General features: G+C 62.3%; 14 protein-coding genes. 6 read left to right on the plus strand and 8 right to left on the minus strand.

The window, feature by feature from the left end; translation table 11 throughout:
• Window positions 1-53: 53 nt before the first annotated feature.
• The gene (locus G9X48_RS06635) at window positions 54-605 is read left to right on the plus strand and encodes a YbhB/YbcL family Raf kinase inhibitor-like protein (protein ID WP_097565691.1); all 552 of its coding nucleotides are present in this window, start codon (window positions 54-56) and stop codon (window positions 603-605) included.
• On the opposite strand, the gene G9X48_RS06640 is transcribed toward G9X48_RS06635, so the two are convergent.
• From G9X48_RS06640 to G9X48_RS06660, 5 genes are read right to left on the minus strand one after another with little or no spacing between them, the layout of a single operon-like run.
• Complete coding sequence (locus G9X48_RS06640; protein ID WP_097641269.1) at window positions 501-3203, minus strand: nitrate reductase; 2703 nt, start codon at window positions 3201-3203, stop codon at window positions 501-503. The genes G9X48_RS06635 and G9X48_RS06640 overlap by 105 nt on opposite strands.
• The gene (nirB, locus tag G9X48_RS06645; protein ID WP_097647685.1) at window positions 3200-7267 is read right to left on the minus strand and encodes a nitrite reductase large subunit NirB; all 4068 of its coding nucleotides are present in this window, start codon (window positions 7265-7267) and stop codon (window positions 3200-3202) included. Before nirB ends, G9X48_RS06640 begins: the two co-directional genes overlap by 4 nt.
• A gap of 9 nt (window positions 7268-7276) precedes the next feature.
• Window positions 7277-8065, minus strand: a complete 789-nt coding sequence (locus tag G9X48_RS06650; RefSeq protein ID WP_004387007.1) for an ABC transporter ATP-binding protein — start codon at window positions 8063-8065, stop codon at window positions 7277-7279.
• Window positions 8066-8074: 9 nt separating this feature from the next.
• Window positions 8075-8956 carry a nitrate ABC transporter permease gene (gene ntrB, locus G9X48_RS06655; protein ID WP_097641832.1) on the minus strand — a complete coding sequence of 294 codons (882 nt, stop codon included), beginning with the start codon at window positions 8954-8956 and terminating at the stop codon, window positions 8075-8077.
• A 9-nt stretch (window positions 8957-8965) separates the two neighbouring features.
• Window positions 8966-10216, minus strand: coding sequence for a CmpA/NrtA family ABC transporter substrate-binding protein (locus G9X48_RS06660; protein WP_097641833.1), 1251 nt, complete (start codon window positions 10214-10216; stop codon window positions 8966-8968).
• Between G9X48_RS06660 and G9X48_RS21595 the strand changes: the two genes are divergently transcribed.
• Window positions 10215-10337: a hypothetical protein gene (locus G9X48_RS21595; protein ID WP_007868408.1), complete on the plus strand. Its 123-nt coding sequence runs from the start codon at window positions 10215-10217 to the stop codon at window positions 10335-10337. The genes G9X48_RS06660 and G9X48_RS21595 overlap by 2 nt on opposite strands.
• Window positions 10338-10950: 613 nt before the next feature.
• Here the strand turns inward: G9X48_RS21595 and G9X48_RS06665 are convergent.
• Window positions 10951-12153 (minus strand): nitrate regulatory protein, encoded by a 1203-nt coding sequence (locus tag G9X48_RS06665; RefSeq protein ID WP_097641834.1) that lies wholly within the window; start codon window positions 12151-12153, stop codon window positions 10951-10953.
• 71 nt (window positions 12154-12224) lie between these two features.
• Between G9X48_RS06665 and G9X48_RS06670 the strand changes: the two genes are divergently transcribed.
• The 3 genes from G9X48_RS06670 (at window position 12225) to G9X48_RS06680 (ending at window position 14968) form a co-directional block, all read left to right on the plus strand.
• Window positions 12225-12578, plus strand: a complete 354-nt coding sequence (locus G9X48_RS06670; protein WP_007794149.1) for a DsrE/DsrF/TusD sulfur relay family protein — start codon at window positions 12225-12227, stop codon at window positions 12576-12578.
• A gap of 147 nt (window positions 12579-12725) precedes the next feature.
• Entirely contained in the window at window positions 12726-14513 is a 1788-nt protein-coding gene (locus G9X48_RS06675) for a methyl-accepting chemotaxis protein (protein WP_063264454.1), read from the plus strand.
• Between the two features lie 209 nt (window positions 14514-14722).
• Window positions 14723-14968 (plus strand): DUF1883 domain-containing protein, encoded by a 246-nt coding sequence (locus G9X48_RS06680; protein WP_004388056.1) that lies wholly within the window; start codon window positions 14723-14725, stop codon window positions 14966-14968.
• Between the two features lie 30 nt (window positions 14969-14998).
• On the opposite strand, the gene G9X48_RS06685 is transcribed toward G9X48_RS06680, so the two are convergent.
• Window positions 14999-15697, minus strand: a complete 699-nt coding sequence (locus G9X48_RS06685) for a gamma-glutamylcyclotransferase (protein ID WP_054624936.1) — start codon at window positions 15695-15697, stop codon at window positions 14999-15001.
• Window positions 15698-15914: 217 nt separating this feature from the next.
• Entirely contained in the window at window positions 15915-16145 is a 231-nt protein-coding gene (chaB, locus tag G9X48_RS06690; RefSeq protein WP_004388054.1) for a putative cation transport regulator ChaB, read from the minus strand.
• A 274-nt stretch (window positions 16146-16419) separates the two neighbouring features.
• On the opposite strand from chaB, the gene chaA reads away from it, so the two are divergent.
• Entirely contained in the window at window positions 16420-17523 is a 1104-nt protein-coding gene (gene chaA, locus G9X48_RS06695; protein WP_004388053.1) for a sodium-potassium/proton antiporter ChaA, read from the plus strand.
• Window positions 17524-17683: the final 160 nt, after the last annotated feature.

The following is a 17683-nucleotide window of genomic DNA, read 5'->3' on the forward strand; positions in this document are numbered from 1 at the left end:
GTTTACGCGCGGTGCGCTACGCTTAACATTCCCACCCTGCGTGAGACACGTCGATGAAAAAAACGCTGCTCGCTTGTCTGCTGGCGGTTGCCGCTGTGAACGCCGCCGCCGCGTCCGATGACGGTATTTTTATGTTGCAGTCCCCCTCGTTTGCCGATAACGGCATGATGGAGAAAAAATTCGCCGGTAACGCGAAGCAAAACCCCAACTGTACCGGTGAGAATCAGTCGCCTGCGCTGGTCTGGAGCCATGCGCCGCAGGGCACGACGCGTTTCGCGCTGATCGTCCATGACCCGGAGGGCGCGAAGGGGCTTGGCGTGACGCACCTGGTGGCCTATAACATTCCCGCCAGCACCACCGGCCTTGCCGCCAATGCGCTGACAGAGGGCAAAGGATTTACCGGCGGGAAAAACACGCCGGGGACCCGCGTCTGGCACGGCCCCTGCCCGCCGCCGGGCAGCGGCGCGCACCATTACACCTTTACGCTTATCGCAACCGACCTACCGGCCGATCTCCCGCCCGGCCTGACGCGTGAGGAACTCTTCACGAAACTCAAAGGCCACGCGCTCGCCGCCACCGGTCTGATTGGCCGCTTCGGGCAGTGACGCCGTCTGCGCCAGCAGCGCTTTAAGCTCCGGGATGCAGGAGCCGCAGTTGGTGCCACAGCGCAGGGTGTCACCCAGTTTCCTGGCGCTGTCGCACCCGGCGCGAATGGCGGCGCGGATGGCGTTCTCACCCACGCCGAAACAGCTACAGATAGTGCGCCCCTTTGCGGGCGCGCTCTGCGCACCTTTACCGGCCAGCAGCGCATGACGCGCGGCCGCGTTCGCAGGCGGTTCCAGGAACGCCGCCGCAATCGCCTCGCGCTGAACCACCGGGCGACGCGCCGCGCTGTAAAACGCCAGCATCAGCGCGCCGTCGCGCCACGCCAGCAGATGAAAGAACCCCTCGCCCTGCGCATACTGCAGTTGCCAGCTTTCGCGGGCGGCCATTTCACGCAGCCAGCGTTGCGGCGACGCATTGCCCGCCAAAGTGACATGCAGGCAGCCGTGCAGCGCCTGACGCCACCACAGCAGATCGGGCGCAAGCGGCGGCATATCGCGACAAAACAGCTCGCCCTGCCACGCGGTGCGGCGTTTTTGCAGACGCACGGCGGTCTGTTTGCTTTCCGGCTGGCCGGAGTGCGGGCAGCAGACCGGGGCCACCAGCGTATTGACGCGCCCGTCGCTCGCGAACTGCGCGTTCCAGTGCATCGGGGCGAACAGCGCGCCGGGTGCCTGGGCGTCATTGAGCGCTGCCCAGCCCACCATAAACCCTTGCGCTGAAGCCACTTCTACCAGGTCGCCCTCGCGCACACCGTAGCGCGCCGCGTCGTCAGGATGCATCACCACCTGCGGCAGCGGCTGGTGCTGCATCAGCCGCGCCACGCGGCCGGTACGGGTCATCGTGTGCCACTGATCGCGGATGCGCCCGGTATTGAGCCACAGCGGGTAGCGCGCGTCGGGCCGCGCCTGCGGCAGCGCCGGAGAAACCGCCACCATATTCAGCCTGCCGCCACGCCAGCCTGTCCCGGTTTCCAGCAGACGCGGCGTACCCTGCGGCTGTTTGTTCGTCACCGGCCACTGCACCGGCGCGAGCGCGTCATACGCCTCGCGGGTTAACGCGGCCAGCCCACTGATATCAAACGCCCGCGCGCCGTCATTCTCATAACCCGACAGCGCCGCGTGCTCGCAGAAAATCTCATGCGGATGCTGCCAGCCGAACGCCTCGCCAAAACCCAGGCGATGCGCCATCTGCGCGACTATCCACCAGTCAGGACGCGCCTCGCCGGGCGCGGGCAGAAAGGCGCGCTGGCGCGAGATCCGCCGCTCTGAATTGGTCACCGTGCCGTTTTTCTCCCCCCACCCCAGCGCCGGAAAACGAATATGCGCAAAAGCAGCCGTATCGGTCTGCGCGGTAATGTCAGACACCATCACCAGTTCGCAGCGCGCCAGCGCCTGGCGCACCGCGTCGCTGTCCGGCAGCGATACCGCCGGGTTGGTGCCCATTATCCAGACGGCTTTTACCTCACCGCGCCCGATGGCGTCGAAGAGTTCTATCGCCATCAGGCCGGGCGTCTGCGCGATGCGCTCGCTGCCCCAGAATCGCCCGAGGCGGGCGATATCCGCCGGTTCAAAGCCCATATGACAGGCGAGCTGATTAGCCAGCCCGCCCACCTCGCGTCCGCCCATCGCGTTCGGCTGACCGGTCAGCGAAAACGGCCCGCAGCCGGGCCGCCCGATATGTCCGCTCGCCAGGTGCACGTTAATGATGGCGTTGCACTTGTCGCTGCCGCTGGAGGACTGGTTAATGCCCATGGTGTAGAGCGTCATCGCCGTGGGCGCACTCAAAAACCAGTCGTAAAAGCGCGCCACCTCGGCTTCTGGCAGCCCACAGAACTGCGCCACGCGCGCCACGCTCCACGCCCGCGCGGCCGCGAGCGCCTGCGCCTGGCCGTCGAACGTCTCAGGCGCGAGCAGTGCTGAAAGCGCGTTCAGCAGCCCGACAAACAGCCCGGCGTCACTGCCGGGTGCCAGCGCCAGGTGGAGATCGGCGATATCACAGGTCGCGGTACGCCGCGGATCGATGACGACGATTTTCATCGCCGGGCGCGCCTGCTTCGCGGCCGCGATGCGCTGATACAGCACCGGGTGCGCCCAGGCGGCGTTCGATCCAACAAACACCAGTAGATCGGTCTGCTCCAGATCCGCATAGCTACACGGCACCGCATCGGCCCCGAACGCCCGTTTGTAGCCCACCACGGCGGAAGACATGCAGAGCCGCGAGTTGGTGTCGATATTCGCCGCGCCGATAAACCCTTTCATGAGCTTGTTGGCGGCGTAGTAATCCTCGGTAAGCAGCTGCCCGGAGGCGTAAAATGCCACCGACTGCGGGCCGTGCTTATCGATAATATCGCCAAGCCGCGAGGCCGCCGCGTCGAGCGCTGTCTCCCAGCTTGCCCGTTCGCCGTTGACTTCCGGGTACAGCAGCCGCCCGTCATGGCCGGTCGTCTCGCCGAGCGCCGCGCCTTTGACGCACAGCCGCCCGAAGTTCGCCGGATGGTTTTCATCGCCCCGCACGCTCACCGCGCCGCTGTCGTCGCGCTGCGCCACCACGCCGCAGCCGACCCCGCAATAGGGGCAGGTGGTCTTAACGCCGTTCATGACGCCTGCGCCTGTAACAGCAGCGCCTGACCGGCCACCCACACCTTTCCGCCCTCCACTTTCACGGGCCAGGCGCGCACCGCCTCGGTGAGCGCTTCCGCAAGCCGCCCGTCACGCAGCCGGATACGCTGCTTATAGAGCGGCGAAATTACCACCGGTTCGCCGCCGACATCCCCCAGCAGCCCGCGCGACAACACATTGGCGTCGCTGCCCGGCTCCAGGTTATCGAGCGCGTAAACGCGATCGCCAAAACGGAACAGCGCAATCTGCATGTCGCCAAGCCGCGCGCCGATGCCCGCCTGCGGTGGAATGTCTTTCAGCTCACATACCGCCTGCCACGGGCGCTCCGGCGCGCGCGGCGTCACCGGCTGCACGACCTCCACCGGCTGCGGCTGGCCTCTGAGCTCGCGGCGCTGCACGGCTTCATCCGGTTTATCGCTGTTGACATACGAGCGGAACAGCGCCAGCCGGTCGGGGCTTGCCAGCGTGGTCTGCCATTCGCACTGGTAGCTTTCGACCACCTGCGCCATTTCGCGCTCCAGCTCCTCGCCAATCCCGAGCGAATCCTCAAGGATGACCTCGCGCAGATACTCAATGCCGCCTTCCAGGTTATCCATCCAGGTGCTGGTGCGTTGCAGACGGTCGGCGGTGCGGATGTAAAACATCAGAAAGCGGTCGATGGTGCGCAGCAGCGTCTCCCGGTCGAGATCGCTTGCGAAGAGATCCGCGTGGCGCGGCTTCATGCCGCCGTTGCCGCAGACGTAGAGATTCCAGCCTTTGTCGGTGGCGATCACGCCGACATCCTTGCCCTGCGCCTCGGCGCATTCGCGGGTGCAGCCGGAGACCGCCATTTTAATTTTGTGCGGCGCGCGCAGCCCCTTGTAGCGGTTCTCAAGCGTTACCGCCAGCCCCGTCGAATCCTGCACGCCGTAGCGACACCAGGTGGAGCCGACGCACGATTTCACGGTACGCAGCGATTTCCCGTAGGCGTGGCCGGTCTCAAAGCCCGCCGCCACCAGTTCTGCCCAAATCGCCGGGAGTTGTTCAAGCCGCGCGCCGAAAAGATCGATGCGCTGGCCACCGGTGATTTTGCTGTAGAGCTGATAGCGTTTGGCTATCTGCCCGATGGCGATAAGCCCGTCCGGCGTCACTTCGCCCGCTGCCATCCGCGGTACGATCGAGTAGGTGCCGTCTTTCTGGATATTCGCAAAGTAGCGATCGTTGGTGTCCTGGAGCGGCAGATGCGCCGGTTTCAGCAGGTATTCGTTCCAGCACGACGCCAGCACCGAGCCCACCAGCGGTTTACAGATTTCGCAGCCGTGGCCCTGGCCGTAGCGGCTGATGAGCTGGTCAAACGTGCGGATATGATTAACGCGCACGAGGTGGTAAATCTCCTGGCGCGAATACGCAAAGTGCTCGCAGATATCTTTTTTGACCGTGACGCCCTGCTGTTCGAGCTGATACTCCATGACCTGTTTGACCAGCGCGCTACAGCCGCCGCAGCCGGTCGCCGCTCTGGTGCAGCTTTTCACCGCGCCCATATCGCCTGCGCCGGCGACAACCGCCGCGCAGATATCCGCCTTGCTGACGTTATGGCACGAACAGATCTGCGCGCTTTCCGGCAGCGCCGCCACGCCGAGCCCTTTCGCGGGCGCGCCGCTGCTGGCGGGCAGGATCAGCGTCTCCGGCTCGGCGGGGAGCGCCATGCCGTTCAGCATCATCTGTAACAGCGTGGCATATTCGCTGCTGTCGCCCACCAGCACGCCGCCAAGCAGCGTTTTGCCGTCTGCGGAGACGACAATTTTCTTGTAGATCTGCTTCGGCCCGTGCGTCCACTGATAGCTCTGACTGCCCGGCGTGCGCCCGTGCGCGTCGCCAAACGACGCGACCTCGACGCCAAGCAGCTTCAGTTTGGTGCTCATGTCCGCGCCGCGGAATGCCGCCGTCTCGCCCGCGAGCGTCGCCGCAACGACCCGCGCCATCTGATAGCCTGGTGCCACCAGCCCGAAAATTTTGTTCTCCCACAGCGCGCATTCGCCGATGGCGAAAATATGCGCGTCGCTGGTGCGGCACTGGTCGTCAATCACGATGCCGCCGCGCTCGCCGGTCATAAGCCCCGCCGATGTCGCAAGGCTGTCCTGCGGGCGGATGCCCGCCGAAAAGACAATCAGATCGGTATGCAGGCTGTCGCCATCGGCAAACTGCATCGTCAGTCCGCCATTTTCTTCGACAATCGCGGTGGTGGATTTGCTGGTATGCACGCTGACCTCCAGCGCCTCGATTTTCTCGCGCAGCATCGCAGCGCCAGGCGCATCGAGCTGCACCGCCATCAGCCCCGGCGCAAACTCCACGACGTGCGTTTTCAGCCCCAGTTGTTTAAGGGCATTCGCCGCCTCAAGCCCCAGCAGACCACCGCCCACCACCACGCCGCGCGTGGCGTGCTGCGCGCGTTCGCGGATGGCGTCGAGATCGTCAAGCGTGCGGTAGACGAAACAGCCCGGCAGGTCACGACCCGGCACCGGCGGCACAAACGGCCAGGAGCCGGTAGCAAGCACCAGTTTGTCAAAATGCGTTTCGTGACCCTGTGCGTCGCGCACGATCTGCCGCGCGCGATCCAGCGCCACAATCTGACAGCCGGTGCGTAGTTCAATGCCCGTCTGCGCGAAGAAATCGCCCTGCACCATCGAGAGCGACTGCGCGCTGCGTCCGGCGAAATACTCCGAGAGATGCACGCGATCGTAGGCCGCGTGGCGCTCTTCGCCAAAGACGATGATATGAAAGCGCTCATGCAGCCCGGCGCTGACGCACTGCTCCAGAAAATGGTGCCCAACCATGCCGTGGCCCACGACCACCAGAGTTTGTTTTGTCATCGTGTCATATCCTGCAGCCGCGGGCTGCGTTTCATCGGTTTCATCAAACAGCAGCCCGGCGCTGGCGCGCAGCGGCTGCCCGAAGTGATTCATCAGCTCGCCGGCGCTGTCGGTATCGCCATACAGCAGCACGCCGGTGAGCCTGCCGTGCTCAATAATCAGGCGACGGTAATGGCGGGCTAGTGGGTCGAGGCTTGTCAGCGTCTGCGCCTGCGGGCCCGGCGTCACCTCGCCCGCGCTAAAAACCGCGATACCGGTGACCTTGAGCCGCGTGCCTTTTTCCTCATAACCAAAGCGCGCCGTCTCGCCGCTGAGCCTCGCCGCCAGCACGTCCGCCTGTTGCAGACAGGGCGCCACCAGCCCCCAGGTTTGCGCGTTGATTTCGCAGCACTCGCCGATAGCGCTCACCGCCGGGTGCGAGGCGCGAAGCGTGTCATCAACGACAATGCCGCGCTGGCAAGCGAGCCCGGCGGACTGCGCCAGCGCGATAGCCGGACGCACGCCGGTGGCGATCACCACCCGCTGCGCCGCGACGGTTTCGCCGCAGGCGAGCGTGACGTCATCTGGCGTGATGCGCGTGATGCCACTGCCGGTCACCACGCGAATGTGGCGCTCGCGCAGGCTTTCGGCGAGCCACTCGCCCGCCTGCGCATCCAGCTGCTGCTCCATCAGCCACGGGTGACGATGCACCAGCGTCACCGCTGCGCCCTGACGGGCGAGCGCCGCGGCCGCTTCCACCCCAAGCAGACCGCCGCCAAGCACCACGGCGGGGCCAGGCGTGGCGAGAAGCGCCCCAACATCCGCCAGCGTGCGAAAGGCGCGCACGTGCGGCAGCCCGCTGCCTTCAATGGGCGGAATAAACGGCGTCGAGCCGGTGGCGAACACCAGCTCATCCCAGGGCAGCGTGCGCGCGGCGGTGGTGACGGTGCGCGCGGTCAGATCCACCGCCAGCGCCCGCTCACCGGTTACCAACGTGACACCGTAACGAGAATACCAGGACGCGTCGTGAAGCTGCGTCTGCGCGGCGGACATTTCGCCCCCCAGCACCGGCGAAAGCAGGATGCGGTTATAGGCGGGCAGCGGCTCATCGCCGATAAGCGTGATGGCGAAGCGTTCCGGCGCGCGCGCCAGCAGTTGCTCCACCAGACGCACCGCCGCCATGCCGTTGCCGATAATCACCAGTCGTTGCGCCATCGCCGCTCCTTACGCCGCTTTCGGCTGCTTTTCGTAGAGGAAATGCAGGATCTGCTGACGCAGCTGGTGATAGCGGCTGTCGTCGGCGAGCTGCACCCGGTTGCGCGGACGCGGCAGATTGACCTCCAGCGCCTCGCCGACCGTCGCCGCCGGGCCATTGGTCATCATCAACACGCGATCGGAGAGCAGCACCGCCTCGTCCACGTCATGCGTAATCAGCACGATGGTGGTGTTGAGCTCCTGCTGGATGTGCATCACGGCATCCTGCAAATGCGCGCGGGTCAGCGCGTCGAGCGCGCCGAACGGTTCGTCCATCAGCAGCACTTTCGGTTTCATCGCCAGCGCGCGGGCAATGCCGACACGCTGCTTCATGCCGCCGGAGATCTCGCCAGGGCGTTTGTTGAGCGCGTGCCCCATCTGCACCCGCTCCAGGTTGTGAATAATCCACTCCCGGCGCTGCGCTTTATCCATGGTTTTGCGAAACACCTGATCCACCGCCAGCGCCACATTGTCAAAGCAGGTGAGCCAGGGCAGCAGCGAATGGTTCTGAAACACCACGGCGCGCTCCGGGCCGGGCCCGGCGATTTCACGGTTATCGCACAGCAGCCCGCCCTCGCTCGGCAGCGTGATGCCCGCGATAAGATTGAGCAGCGTCGATTTGCCGCAGCCGGAGTGGCCGATAAGGCTCACGGTTTCGCCCGCGTTGATGTCGAAACTGACGTTTTGCAACGCCAGGAACTCGCCGCTCGCCGTGTTGAAGCGCTGACTGACGTTCTGTACCTGAATAATCGGTTTCATGTTCGCTCCTTATTTGTCCTGCCAGCTGAAGCGGCGGGCGATAAGCATCAGCCCCTGCTCCAGCAAGAGCCCCACCACGCCGATGATGACGATGGCGATGAGAATGTTTTCCACGTTGAGGTTGTTCCACTCGTTCCAGATCCAGAAGCCGATGCCGAGGCCGCCGGTGAGCATTTCGGCGGCGACGATCACAAGCCAGGCGATGCCGATGGAGAGCCGCACGCCGGTGAGCACCGCGGGCAGCACCGCCGGAAAGAGAATGCGGCGCATCACGGTCCACTCGGAGAGCTGTAATACGCGCGCCACGTTGAGGTAGTCCTCCGGGATACGCTTCACCCCTTCGGCGGTGTTGATGACCATCGGCCAGATAGAGCAGATAAAAATGGTCCAGCTGGAGGCGGGCTCGGCCTTCTGAAACAGCAGCAGGCCGATGGGCAGCCAGGCGAGCGGGCTGACCGGGCGCAGGAGCGCGATGAGCGGATTAAACATGCGCCCGAGAAAGGTAAAGCGGCCAATCAGAAAACCCAGCGGGATCCCCACCAGCGCCGCCAGCCCGAAGCCCACCGCCACGCGACTAAGCGAGGCCAGCACATTCCAGCCGATGCCCTGATCGTTTGGCCCGTCGTTGTAGAACGGATCGGCGAACAGCGTCAGCGCCGAGTCGAGCGTGCTGAGCGGCGTCGGAAAGCCTTTGCTGCTGACGGCCGCGATTTGCCAGGCAATCACCAGCAGCGCCAGGCCCAGAATGGCCGGCACCACGCGGGCCAGCAGCGCGTTTACCGTGGCCGCGAGCGGCGCGCGGCGTTTACGCACCGCCACGCGGGGCATCACTATCACTTCACCGGCGGGCTGTTCAGGCACCGCGCTGACGGTCTGTTTACGCTTTTTCATGGTTTCCCCTTAACGTTTCATGGCAAAACGGGCGGCATACGCGGCGGGATCGCGCCCGTCCCAGACGCTGCCGTCCATCAGACGACTGGTACGCCGCGTTGACGCGGGCAGCGCGACGCCGCCCACCGCCTCTGCGGCCTGCTGATAGATGTCGGTGCGGTTGATGCGGGCGGCGATGGCCGCGTAGTCCGGATCGGTTTTCAGCAGGCCCCAGCGACGGAACTGGGTTAAGAACCACATGCCATCGGAGTGCCACGGGTAGCTCACTTCGCCGTCGCGGAAGAAGCGCATGCCGTGATCGTCTTGCCAGCGCTTTCCGGCACCGTCGTCGTACTCGCCGAGCATACGCGGCGTGAGGTATTGCACTTTGGTGTTGAGATACGCGCGTTTCGCCAGCACCTGCGCGGTTTCGCGCCGGTTGTCGTCCGAGGCGTCTATCCAGCGGGCGGCCTCCAGCACGGCGGCGGTGAGCGCGCGGGCGGTGTGCGGATTCTGCTCCACCCACTGGCGGCGGGTGCCGAGCACTTTTTCGGGGTGATCCGGGAAGATGGACTGCGAGGTGGCGGCAGTAAAGCCGATGCGGTCGTTGATGGCGCGGGCGTTCCACGGCTCGCCGACGCAGAAGCCGACCATATTGCCGATGCGCATGTTCATCACCATTTGCGGCGGCGGCACCACCACGGTGCGTACATCGTTAAAAGGATGAATGTCCGCGGCCGCCAGCCAGTAGTAGAGCCACATGGCGTGGGTGCCGGTCGGAAAGGTGTGGGCGAAGGTGTAAGCGCCAGGCTCGCTTGCGGCTACCCGCTTTTGCAGCGCGTCGGGCGTGGTGATGCCTTTTTTCAGCAGATCGGCGCTGAGCGAAATCGCCTGGCCGTTCTGGTTGAGCGTCATCAGGGTCGCCATCGGCTGTGCTTTACCGGCAATACCGAGTTCCAGCCCGTAGATGAGCCCATAGAGCGCATGGGCGGCGTCGAGCTCGCCGGAGACCAGTTTGTCGCGCACCGCCGCCCAGCTCGCCTCTTTGCTGGGCAGAATGCGGATGCCATATTTTTTATCGAAGCCTTTCAGCGCGGCCATCACCACCGGCGCGCAGTCGGTGAGCGGAATAAAGCCGACGCGCACGGTGTCGAGCTCGGGTTTGTCAGACCCCGCGGCCCACACGCTGCCCATAAGCCCCGGTAACAGCATCGCGCCGCTAAGCGCGGCCCCGGCCTGCAATAAGCGGCGGCGGGAAAGAGAAAAGGATGAATCGCTCATGGCTGCTCCTGAAAATAAAAAAGGCGTCCGCCAATGCCCGAAGACATTGCAGGACGCCTTTATCCTTTCCGGTTTGCCCGCCGCCGTTGGCGAGCTGCCGGGAAATGGTTGTCAGGATTAATTAAGCAAGGGGTGTGCCAGGTTTCAGGGTGAGTTCCGTGGCGGGTGCGCTGCGCTTACCCGCCCTACGCATCACATCTCCCCTTCGTAGGGCGGGTAAGTGCAACGCACCCGCCGTCCGGTTTACACGGCCAGGCTGAAGGGAAATATACAAGGTCGGTGAACACGTTCCGTTCGCCATAACGCCTTTTTTATATGGACGCTTCCCTCACGCGAACGTGCAAAGGGGGCTCGCCGCCGCCCCCTTTGCAATCCCGGCTCCCGGCGGAAAATCGGCCTTATGGGCCGATTTTTTTTTAGCCGGAGCAAAACCCTCTCCTCCGGCCTTTTTTCCTGGTTATCGGGAGATGGTGGGTGCGCTACGCTTACCCACCCTACAAAAACGTGATTGGTTATCCCCGTGGTGGGTGCGCTACGCTTACCCATCCTACAAAAACGTGATTGGTTATCCCCGTGGTGGGTGTGCTGCGCTTACCCACCCTACGTAAAACGTGAGGATCGATATTGTAGGGCGGGTAAGCGCAGCACACCCGCCAGTAACACGCGAAAAAACGCCCCGCACACTCCCCCGCTCTGCCCCATTTCCATGCATAAAATGCCCGCTGGCTGTGCAGCTACTCCTTTGGGGTTACCGGCCAGAGCCTGGCGACGGCAAGCATCGCCTCGGCAATCTCCACCATCCGTTTATTCTGATCCATCGCGAGCTTGCGCAACTGATGCCACGCCTGCTCCTCGCTGAGCTGCTGGTGACTCATCAACAAGCTTTTGGCGCGATCGATAAGCTTGCGCTCTTCAAGGTTCGCCTGCAGCGAGGCGAGCTGGCGCGTCAGCGATTCCACCTCGCGAGCCTGCTGGCGCACCAGCGGCAGAAGATGCCGCTCAAGCGCTGGCGTCTCCTGCTCGTCATGCAAAGGCGCACGGCGTGCCAGCGCCGCCTCCGGTGTTTCACTGTGCGCCTCTTGCGCCAGAAGCCTGCGGGCCTCCGCCAGCAATGCAGCAATCAACGCCTCCTCGATATCGCGCAGCGCGTCGAGCCGCGTGGTCTGCAACCCAAACCAGCGCACCGCCCGCGCGCGGTGGTCATCGGCGGGCAGCCGCGTACAGGCGAGACGACGCAACTGCTCAAGCTCGCGCGTGGCTTCACCGTGGCGGTAAAAACGCTCGCGAATATCAGCGCAGGCGAGCGATAAAAACGTATCGAAACAGTGCTGCTGCCCGTCAATGCGGTCAGCGAGCCGCTGTCGCAGGGGCTCGCTGAACGCGCCCTGCGTAAAACCGATAGCGCCGATGGCGCGCTCCTGGCCCGCCAGCTCTTTACCCTGCATAAAGCTGTAGAGCGCCGTCAGCGCACGGGCGAGCGAGGCTTCATCGACGCTTTCGCTCGCCTCCGGCACCAGATCCAGCAGATGCCGGATCGCCAGATTAAAACTCTCCATCGCCTCGCCGGGCTCAATATCGCGGGCGAGAATTCGCGCGCGCAGCCCAGGCAACTGCTCAAGCTGCCAGAGCGCGCAGGCCATGTGCCAGGAAAGCAGGCTGCCTGCGGTGGCAACCGGCACGGGCACCGCGCGAAATTGCGCCGCGCGCTGGTCGGTTTCTGTCACGCAAAAGGCGCGCTCGCGCGCGAAAAGCTGCCCGCCGGAACAGAGCCAGATGTTGGACGCGCCGCGCTCGCGCTGTAGCATATGCACCAGATGGCTTATCTGACTGACCCAGTCGCCGACGCCCGACCACGCTTCCAGCTGGCTGCGTTTTCTCTCACGGGCGAAACGAAACCACGCCTGCGCGTTCTGCAAGGATGTCGCGGGAATTGCCATCGCTCTTTCTCCTGTGATCGCCTTTACAGGAATCAAGCAATAACTATGCCGTCATGGCAAAGGAGTTCCGGATGCAAAAAATCGTGATTATCGCCAACGGCGCGGCTTACGGCAGCGAATCGCTGTTTAATAGCCTGCGTCTTGCCATCGCGCTGCGCGACCAGCCGCAGGCCCCTGAGCTGAAACTGTTTTTGATGTCGGATGCCGTCACCGCTGGGCTGCGCGGTCAGAAACCCGCTGAAGGCTATAACGTGCAGCAGATGCTGGAGATTCTCACCGCCCAGAATGTGCCGGTGAAGCTGTGCAAGACCTGCGCCGACGGGCGCGGCGTGAGCGCGCTGCCGCTGATTGACGGCGTGGAGATTGGCACGCTGGTTGAGCTTGCCGGGTGGACGCTGGAGGCTGATAAAGTCCTGACCTTCTGATAATCACGCAGGTGTAATAATATTTACTTATTCGCCTGCGCTGCCCATCAAGTCCCCGCCCTGTGTGCCGATATTTTACTTAAAACCTACAACAACACGCTCGTCTGAAACATAACGCTCACACAACACACAGCAGGGTATACGCCTATGTTAACGTCCATTCGCGCGCGCATCATCGCAGCCACCGCAGGCTGCCTGGTCGGTGCGCTGTTACTGAATACCATCATGAACTATCAGGTCACCCGGCTGGATAATCAGCAGGCGAGCCTGAATACGCTGCGCAGTACCAGCGCCAGCCATAATCTCGCCATCAGCGACTGGGTGAACAGCAAAACGGCAATGATCCAGTCGCTGGATACCGTCGCGCTGGGCGCCGATCCGGTGCCGGTCTTTACGCAGATGGCGAAAGCGGGCGGCTTTATGAATGTCTACGCCGGTTATGCCACTAAAACCGCGAAATTCTCTAACCCGGAAGGCGTCCCGGCGGATTACGATCCGACCATTCGCCCCTGGTATCAGCAGGCGGTAAAGGCTGACGCGCCGGTCGTGACCGCGCCTTACGTGGACGCCGGCACCGGCAAGCTGGTGGTGACGTTCGCGGTGCCGGTGAAGCAAAACGGCGTCATTGCGGCGGTGGTCGCAGGCGATCTCTCCATGGAGAGCGTAATTGCCAACGTGCGCAGCATTCACCCGACCGAAAACAGCAGCGGGCTGCTGGTGAACGAGGACGGCACGCTGATTGCCGCAAAAGACCCGGCGCTGACGTCAAAACCTTTTGATAAGGCGGTATCAGGCGTCGCGTTCAGCGAGCTGAAAACGAGCGATACGGCGCTGGAAGGCGATATCGGCGGCGCGCAAAAAGCACTGCTGGCCACGCGCGTACCGGGCACCCAGTGGTATCTGGTGGTCGCTCTTGATGAAAACGACGCCACGTCAGGCATGCGCGCACTGCTCAATACCTCGGCTATTTCCGTGCTGGTGCTGCTGTTGATTACCGGCGCGCTGATGCATTTCCTGGTCACCCGACTGTTAAAACGCCTGCTGATGATCCGCGACGCGCTGGTGGCTATCAGCAGCGGCACTAACGATCTTTCTCAGCGCCTGCCGGAAGATGGCCGGGACGAAGTGGCGCAAATCGCCCATGCCTTTAACGCCTTCTGCGATAAGCTCGCGGGCGTAATGGGCCAGTTGCGCGACGCCAGCGCATCAGTGAAAGTGGCGGCGAATGAAATCGCGGCCGGGAACCAGGATCTCTCCGGGCGCACCGAACAGGCGGCCTCCAGCCTGCGTGAAACGGCGAGCGCGGTAGAACAGATAACCGCGTCGGTCGCTAACTCTACCGATGCGGCGGCGCAGGCTAATACCCAGGCGCAGAGCGCGACGGATGCCGCCTCGCGCGGCGGTGAAGTGGTGTCTAAAGCCATCTCCACGATGCAGTTGATTGAAAGCGCCTCGGCGAAAATCGGCGATATCACCAGCGTTATCGACGGTATCGCGTTTCAGACCAACATTCTGGCGCTGAACGCCTCGGTGGAAGCCGCGCGCGCCGGCGAACAGGGCCGCGGCTTCGCGGTGGTGGCGGGTGAAGTGCGTAACCTCGCCAGCCGCAGCGCTCAGGCCGCGAAAGAGATTAAATCGCTTATCGACTCCACAACGGAAAGCGTCGCGACCGGCTCGCGCTACGTGCGCCTCGCGGGCGAATCGATGGAGGAGATAGTCAGCAGCATCGGCAACGTTTCCGGCATTATGCGTGAAATCACCGTCGCCACCAGCGAGCAGATGAAAGGCATTCAGGAAATTAACCACGCGGTGCTGCAGCTCGATCAGATGGTGCAGCAGAACGCCGAGCTGGTGGTACAGTCGGCCGCCGCAGCGGGCGCGTTGCAGGGCCAGGCGGGAGAACTAGCCCAGACGGCCAGCCATTTCCGCATTTAATCAGGCGCAGGCGCGCATTGAGACATTTTCCGCGCGCCTGCCCGCCGCTTTAACGAACAATGTGATGAATATCGTGTTGTGGCCGCATTTTTTGATCAAAATCAGCGTTCGCGGCCTCCCTCTTTGGTGTTATTTCCGACAGGTTTTGTGAACAGCCTCACGTTCGAAAGGCTGTCCTGACGGATTTATCATTGACAGAGGGGTTAAAGATGGCGCGGGTAAAAGCAAGCCTGAAGTTGTTTGGCGGAGACACGGTGGTGGTGCGCTGCTCAGCGAATTGCCATATCCATTTAATGAGCGCGGGTGAACGCGCCAGGCGTGCGGGAGCAGATATTTTAAGCGTCCAGAACCGCAACAGCGCGTATATCAGCGTGCCTTACAGCGGCGTCTGGGATGTGCTTATCGACAGTCACAGCCAGACGCTGGAACACTCCATCAGCTACGTTCCGGCCTGACCATTCTCCCCGGCACTCGCCGGGGTTTTTTCAGGCGAAATGCGGTTGCAGATCGCCACTCTCGTCATCATCTTGCGCCTGACACGCGCGTACTTCAGACGCCAGTTCATCCAGCGATGCTTCACACATGCCGAGCTTTTTCAGCTCCTGCTCAAGCGAAAAGAGGTACTGCGCATTGGTGCCAAGCGGGCCGCTCGCGCGGGCAATCAGCGGCGCGATGGTGGCCGGACGGGTGTCGGCTTCATACAGCGGGTGGCTCGGATCCATGATAAACACCAGCGCATGAACGGTGCGCCCATCGTCAAGCGTGAGCCTGCACCAGCCGGGCAGATAACAGCCGGTGATCATTTCGCGCTTCCACAGCAGCGTCAGTTCGGTTTCAAGCTCTGCCTCCGGCAGACGATACGCCACGCCGGTGGTGGCTCCGCCCTCTTTCAGCGCCAGCATGCGCCCGGGTTTGCAGGCACTGCCGCGCCCGGCGGTGAGCCGCAGGCAGAACGCGCGGTGCCAGCCGTTTAGCGTCGCGGCGCAGCGCTCTTCAAAGACCATTGCCGGGTTCCACATCAGGGAGCCGTAACCAAAAATCCAGACCGGTTCGTTCTCAGGTCGACAGGCGAGCGTGGCGGCCAGTGACGCCGCCCGCTGCTCTGGCGTCCACAGTAACGATTCCTCAATGGCTCCGAAAGCCGTCTTACAGTCTGCTGTCATTAAGAAATCACGTGTTAACACCTTCTACCTCCACCACGGCTGCTTCCCTGCGATTTTAAGCGCTTTCAGAATCTTTTTATCGCTCAATCAGAAAGCAATTACGGGGTGACGATAGGGGATTAACGCGCCGCTGACAAGACCGCAGCGGCGTTTTCAACCGACAAAAAACTTATCTGTTCCCGCGCGCTTTACGGGAACAGAGGTAAAGATGGAGAGGAATCAGGCGATTAACAAAGCATTATTTTTTCTTATGCCATTTATCGTCATCGCCTTTTTCATACTCATGTTTAACGGCGGCCCACGCGACGCGATGCGCCGTTTCTTCCCGGCTGGCGTCGCCGCGCCGGTCATCTTCGTCTTTATATTGATCCCAGGCGCTGTTGAACGCCTCTTTATAAATATCCTGCGCATGCGCCGGGAGGACGTTGCGGACATTATCGGGCAAATCGGTTCTTGAAGAGTAAGGCATCGCTACGCTCCTTTATTTCATAAAAAGATAAGTGTGGAACACAATCAGAAAGCGCGCCAGCCGCAAGCGAAGCATGTTGTGATGCCTTCACAATGCCTTGTTTGATAAATGGTTCCTCAATGAAATTCGGATTTTTGACGCATTTACTGCAAAGTTACGGTTTAGCCGTAAAAAATCGTAAATAAAGCCTCCTGACCGCGCATTTTTTGGTAGTTTTACGCTCTGTCTTCCTCATCACTATAATGATTATCACCTGCTTCTCTGGAGAATTAACGTGACAAAAACAAACCATGAGGCGGTGAAGACCCGCCATAAGGAGTCTTCTCTCATTTTCCCGGTATTAGCGCTGGCGGTGCTGGCGTTCTGGGGTTCCAGCCAGTCGCTGCCAGTGATTATCGGCATCAACGCGCTGGCGCTGGTCGCGATTCTGAGCAGCGCGTTTAGCGTGGTGCGCCACGCGGATGTGCTGGCGCATCGCCTCGGCGAGCCGTATGGATCGCTGATTCTGAGTCTTTCGGTCGTTATCCTTGAAGTAAGCCTGATCTCCGCGCTCATGGCGACGGGCGATGCCGCGCCGACGCTGATGCGCGATACGCTTTATTCGATCATTATGATTGTCAGCGGCGGCCTGGTGGGCGTGGCGCTGCTGCTCGGCGGGCGTAAATTCGCCACGCAATATGTAAATCTTTTCGGGATTAAACAGTATCTGATCGCCCTTTTCCCACTGGCGGTGATTGTGCTGGTGTTTCCGATGGCGCTGCCGGGCGGTAACTTTTCTACCGGCCAGTCGCTTTTGGTGGCGATGATTTCCGCCGCGATGTATGGCGTGTTTTTGCTGATCCAAACCAAAACGCACCAGAGCCTGTTTGTTTATGAGCATGAAGACGAGAGCGATGACGACGATCCGCACCACGGTAAGCCGTCGGCGCACAGCAGCCTGTGGCACGCGGTGTGGCTGATTGTGCATCTGGTCGCGGTGATCGCAGTGACCAAAATGAACGCGAACCCGCTTGAAGCGCTGTTAAGCCACCTTAACGCGCCGGTGTCATTTACCGGTTTCCTGGTGGCGCTGCTGATCCTCTCGCCGGAAGGCCTGGGCGCGCTGAAAGCGGTGCTGAATAATCAGGTGCAGCGCGCGATGAATCTCTTTTTCGGCTCGGTGCTGGCGACTATTTCACTGACCGTGCCGACCGTGACGATTATCGCGATTCTGACCGGCAACGATTTGCAGTTTGCGCTCGGCGCGCCGGAAATGGTGGTGATGCTCGCGGCGTTGATGCTGTGCCAGATTTCGTTTTCCACCGGGCGCACGAATGTGTTGAACGGCAGCGCGCATCTGGCGTTGTTCGCGGCGTATTTGATGACGATTTTTGCGTAGAGTTTTTGGTGGGCGCGCTGCGCTGGAATGGTGAGTACGCGTTGCTTACCCACCCTACGTGTGGTTTCTGCTCCTGGCGGTGGGTGCGCTTCGCTTACCCACCCTACGTGTGGTGCCTGCTCCTGGCGGTGGGTGCGCTGCGCTTACCCACCCTACAATA

Origin of the sequence: Cronobacter sp. HA18006 (genome assembly GCF_011605445.1) — a bacterium.
GTDB lineage: Bacteria > Pseudomonadota > Gammaproteobacteria > Enterobacterales > Enterobacteriaceae > Cronobacter > Cronobacter sakazakii.

Coding starts and splice junctions, on each gene's coding strand:
- G9X48_RS06635 (WP_097565691.1), top strand. CDS start 54: ATGAAAAAAACGCTGCTCGCTTGTCTGCTGGCGGTTGCCGCTGTGAAC.
- G9X48_RS06640 (WP_097641269.1), bottom strand. CDS start 3,203: ATGAACGGCGTTAAGACCACCTGCCCCTATTGCGGGGTCGGCTGCGGC.
- nirB (WP_097647685.1), bottom strand. CDS start 7,267: ATGGCGCAACGACTGGTGATTATCGGCAACGGCATGGCGGCGGTGCGT.
- G9X48_RS06650 (WP_004387007.1), bottom strand. CDS start 8,065: ATGAAACCGATTATTCAGGTACAGAACGTCAGTCAGCGCTTCAACACG.
- ntrB (WP_097641832.1), bottom strand. CDS start 8,956: ATGAAAAAGCGTAAACAGACCGTCAGCGCGGTGCCTGAACAGCCCGCC.
- G9X48_RS21595 (WP_007868408.1), top strand. CDS start 10,215: ATGGCTGCTCCTGAAAATAAAAAAGGCGTCCGCCAATGCCCGAAGACA.
- G9X48_RS06660 (WP_097641833.1), bottom strand. CDS start 10,216: ATGAGCGATTCATCCTTTTCTCTTTCCCGCCGCCGCTTATTGCAGGCC.
- G9X48_RS06665 (WP_097641834.1), bottom strand. CDS start 12,153: ATGGCAATTCCCGCGACATCCTTGCAGAACGCGCAGGCGTGGTTTCGT.
- G9X48_RS06670 (WP_007794149.1), top strand. CDS start 12,225: ATGCAAAAAATCGTGATTATCGCCAACGGCGCGGCTTACGGCAGCGAA.
- G9X48_RS06675 (WP_063264454.1), top strand. CDS start 12,726: ATGTTAACGTCCATTCGCGCGCGCATCATCGCAGCCACCGCAGGCTGC.
- G9X48_RS06680 (WP_004388056.1), top strand. CDS start 14,723: ATGGCGCGGGTAAAAGCAAGCCTGAAGTTGTTTGGCGGAGACACGGTG.
- chaB (WP_004388054.1), bottom strand. CDS start 16,145: ATGCCTTACTCTTCAAGAACCGATTTGCCCGATAATGTCCGCAACGTC.